The sequence below is a fragment of the Candidatus Thioglobus sp. genome (genome assembly GCF_029243085.1).
Taxonomy (GTDB): Bacteria; Pseudomonadota; Gammaproteobacteria; order PS1; family Pseudothioglobaceae; genus Thioglobus_A.
This window is the reverse complement of sequence record NZ_JAQWSS010000094.1, coordinates 1-3885: the sequence shown is the minus strand read 5'-3', so window position 1 is coordinate 3885 and position 3885 is coordinate 1. Positions and strand designations below refer to the sequence as shown.

The following is a 3885-nucleotide window of genomic DNA, read 5'->3' as shown; positions in this document are numbered from 1 at the left end:
GTGAAGGTTAATGAGTTCTAGTTACACAATAGAATTGAAAACTGTTAATCCGTTTGTCGCTGGTTCGAGCCCAGCTCGAGGAGCCAAATACTTAAAGGCCTACACACCATGTAGGCCTTTTTTACGTCTGATTGCAAAATGTCCACCTCTTAAGTCTTAATTATTATTTAAATTGAATATCTGAGATATAATTTAAATAATAGCTTGTCTTTAATTTCCGTTTCATATGAAAAACCCAATTGTAAAAGCGTTAGCGTTAACTGTTTTATTTTTTATTAACCCTGCAAACTCTGAAGGGAAGGTTGCTTTTTATTATCCAACTGGGGAGCTTGAGCAGGTTAAAGAATTTGTTAGCAATAATGTATTACGAGTTACTTACTATTACAAAACCAGTGAAGTTAAAGAAATTAATGAGTTTTTAGATAATCAACCTTTAAAAGCCATTGTTTATCATAAATCTGGCAATGTTAAACTTGTTCATGAATATACTGATGGCAAAATTTTAAAAACCATTCATCATCATAAGACGGGTAAAGTTAAGATAGTTCAATTTACCAATGACCAAATATCAAAAATAACCTATTATCAAAAGACTGGTAAAGTTAGCCAAATTCGAGAATATGTTGACGGTATAAAGACAAAAGTTATTGACTTTGATAACAATGGAGAGGTGAAGAAAACTAAAGAATTTTAAACTTGTCAAAAAATTCTTTAAATTGTTCTTTGATGTAAGTAGCCATAAGTTCGTAGTCAGCTATTGTTAAGTCCTTTTAGCTTCAGGATTCTTTAGTAATCAATCTGTTACTGTATACTTAACTATCATGTCATTAACGCCTAAAAATTTACATTCTTACCCAAAGTATTGGCCTTATAAAAAAGGACTCGTTCCTGCGCCATTACTCCCTATGTCTCGCAAAGAAATGGATCAGCTGGGTTGGGATAGTTGCGATATTATTATCATTACTGGTGATGCCTATGTAGATCATCCGAGTTTTGGTATGGCAATTATTGGACGATTATTGGAGTCTCAAGGGTTTCGTGTAGGAATTATTTCTCAGCCTGATTGGCATTCTGCAGATGCCTTTCGTCAATTAGGAAAGCCTAATTTATTTTTTGCGGTTGCATCAGGTAATATGGATTCTATGGTGAATCATTACACTGCTGAGAAAAAGCCGCGCTCTGACGACGCTTATACTGCAGGTGCTATGGCAGGAAAACGCCCTGATCGTGCCACGACTGTTTATACTCAGCGTGCCAAAGAAGCTTACAAGGGTATTCCTGTCATTATTGGTGGTATTGAGGCCAGCTTAAGGCGTATTGCACAATATGATCATTGGTCGCAAACTATTCGTCGTTCTATTCTGCCTGATTCCAAGGCTGATTTGCTGATTTTTGGCAATGCTGAACGTGCTGTGGTTGAGGTTGCGCATCGGGTTGCAGCGGGTGAAGATATTAAGAAAATCACTGATATTCGTGGTACGGCTTATATGCGCCAAGGCATTCCTGAAGGTTGGACCCTGTTAGATTCTAGTGACATTGATTCTGATAAAAGTCTAATCCATCCGCAAACGGATCCTTATGCAGACACATCTAGCAAGGATAAGCAAAGTTGTGGCGATAAAAATAACCAGGCTAATCCTGTAAAAATTGATCCTAACCAGGGAGCAGTTCAGGTGATCGATTTTGATCAGCGCACTAAGGGTTTAAAGCGAGAAAGTACTGTTATTCGCTTGCCTTCATTTGAACAAGTAGCGAAAGATCGCTATTTATATGCACACACGTCACGTGTTTTTCATTTAGAAACAAACCCGGGCAATGCAAGAGCGTTAGTGCAACGTCATGGTGAGCGCGATGTTTGGTTAAATCCACCGCCAATCCCTTTATCAATGGAAGAGTTTGATAGTGTGTTTGAATTACCTTATACGCGCAAACCACATCCAGCTTATGGCAAGCTGAAAATTCCTGCCTTTGACATGATTCGTTTTTCAATTAATATTATGCGTGGTTGTTTTGGTGGCTGCACCTTTTGCTCTATTACTGAGCATGAGGGTCGTATTATTCAAAGCCGCTCTGAAGATTCAGTCATTCGTGAAATTGAAACCATTCGTGATACTGATAAAGAATTTAAAGGCAACATTTCTGACCTTGGCGGCCCAACAGCCAATATGTATCGCTTGCAGTGTAAAGATCCTAAAATAGAAACTGCGTGTCGTCGCCTTAGTTGTGTCTATCCGGGTATTTGTCCCAATTTAGGCACAGATCATAAGCCTTTAACCAAATTGTATCGTCGTGCGCGTCAGCTCAAAGGTGTTAAGCGTATTTTTATTGCTTCAGGCTTACGTTACGATCTTGCTGTTCGTGATCCTGAATATATTAAAGAGTTAGTAACTCATCATGTGGGAGGACGTTTAAAGATTGCACCCGAGCATACTGAGGATAACACCTTGTCAAAAATGATGAAACCAGGAATCGGCTCTTATCATCAATTCAAAAAATTATTTGATCGTTATTCTGAGCAGGCAGGTAAAGAGCAGTACTTAATCCCTTACTTTATCTCATCACATCCTGGAACCAGTGATAAAGACATGCTTAATTTAGCACTTTGGCTAAAGCGCAACCAATTTAAACCTGATCAAGTGCAGGCTTTTATTCCTACCCCGATGGCAATCGCCTCTGCGATGTATCATAGTGAATTAAATCCATTGAAGAAAATTACTCGTCGATCAGAAGCGGTCAAGACTCCGCGTAGCGGCCAACAACGCAAATTGCATAAAGCTTTTTTACGCTATCATGATCCTAAAAACTGGGATGTTCTGAGAAGGGCATTAAAACAAATGGGGCGTAGTGATTTAATAGGAAGTGGTGAAGATTGTTTGGTGCCTTATGCAAGAGCAAACAGCACGCCAAAATCGCAACATCCTCGAAAAAGAAATAACGACTTTCATCATCGGATAGCTGTAAAAAAATACAAAAGGAAATAAACAAATACCTTGTTAATCAAATTGAGACGGAAACATCTGCCGGCTATAAAAAATATATAGTGTACAATAGTCCTTAAATTTTAAAAATTCTTGGGGGAGAATAAAAATGGAAAAGTGGATTAATGCAATTGTTGGCTTATCTAGCGTTAGAGGAAAAGACACAAAGTCGACAATTGATGATATTAATTTTGTAATCGATAAGTGTTTAAAAGATCTTGAAGAGTCTAAGAAGACCAAGTCTTTTGTTAAGTTTTAGCCTGATGCCTGTTAAACAATTTTATAAATTTTTTACACTAGTAATAGGATTGGGCGCGGTAATTATTTTGCTGACCTATTGAAAAACTAAATAGAGCTTAGTCGTTCAACTGCTTGCTTTATATTTTCCATACTAGTGGCAAATGAAAATCTGACGTAGCCTGGTGCACCAAAAGCAGAGCCCGGAACCAAGGCAATGTTTAATTTCTCTAAACAGAATGTAGAAAAAACAACATCATCTTCAAGTCCAAGACGCTTGATTAAACCATCAACTCTAGGGAATGAGTAAAAAGCACCCTGTGATCTTGGACATTCAATACCATTAATAGCATTTAACGAGTTAACAATAAATTCATGACGCTCTTCAAAAGCATCAACCATCGTACCAATAATACTTTGATCACCATTTAGAGCTTCTAGTGCAGCCGCCTGAGCAATAGAACACGGGTTAGAGGTTGATTGGCCTTGTATCTTTTTCATGGCTTTTATAATAGCTTCAGGGCCACCTGCGTAACCGATGCGCCAGCCTGTCATTGCATAACCTTTAGAAACACCATTAAGAACAATAGTGCGCTCTTTTAGAGAGGTATCAGTCATTAATATATTAACAAAATCACCATCACCCCAACGAATATGCTCATAGATATCA

Annotated in this window: 4 protein-coding genes; 3 read left to right on the top strand and 1 reads right to left on the bottom strand. The window is 38.0% G+C overall.

Features of this window, described 5'->3' with window-relative positions; all coding sequences use genetic code 11:
* Window positions 1–226 precede the first annotated feature (226 nt).
* The 3 genes from P8M52_RS05235 to P8M52_RS05225 all read left to right on the top strand — a co-directional run bounded on the left by P8M52_RS05235 (window position 227) and on the right by P8M52_RS05225 (window position 3237).
* A complete protein-coding gene (locus tag P8M52_RS05235) occupies window positions 227–694 on the top strand; it encodes a hypothetical protein (RefSeq protein ID WP_300308340.1) in 468 nt (155 codons plus the stop codon).
* Between the two features lie 127 nt (window positions 695–821).
* Entirely contained in the window at window positions 822–2981 is a 2160-nt protein-coding gene (locus P8M52_RS05230; RefSeq protein ID WP_300308337.1) for a YgiQ family radical SAM protein, read from the top strand.
* A gap of 106 nt (window positions 2982–3087) precedes the next feature.
* On the top strand, window positions 3088–3237 hold the full coding sequence (locus P8M52_RS05225) for a hypothetical protein (RefSeq protein ID WP_300308334.1): 150 nt from the start codon (window positions 3088–3090) through the stop codon (window positions 3235–3237).
* Window positions 3238–3323: 86 nt separating this feature from the next.
* Here P8M52_RS05225 and P8M52_RS05220 read toward each other — a convergent pair.
* On the bottom strand, window positions 3324–3885 hold a 562-nt coding region (locus P8M52_RS05220; RefSeq protein ID WP_300308331.1), incomplete at its 5' end, for an aminotransferase class I/II-fold pyridoxal phosphate-dependent enzyme.

Excerpts from the sequence above, each read along its gene's own strand:
- P8M52_RS05230 (WP_300308337.1), top strand. The coding sequence starts at position 822 with ATGTCATTAACGCCTAAAAATTTACATTCTTACCCAAAGTATTGGCCT.
- P8M52_RS05235 (WP_300308340.1), top strand. The coding sequence starts at position 227 with ATGAAAAACCCAATTGTAAAAGCGTTAGCGTTAACTGTTTTATTTTTT.
- P8M52_RS05225 (WP_300308334.1), top strand. The coding sequence starts at position 3,088 with ATGGAAAAGTGGATTAATGCAATTGTTGGCTTATCTAGCGTTAGAGGA.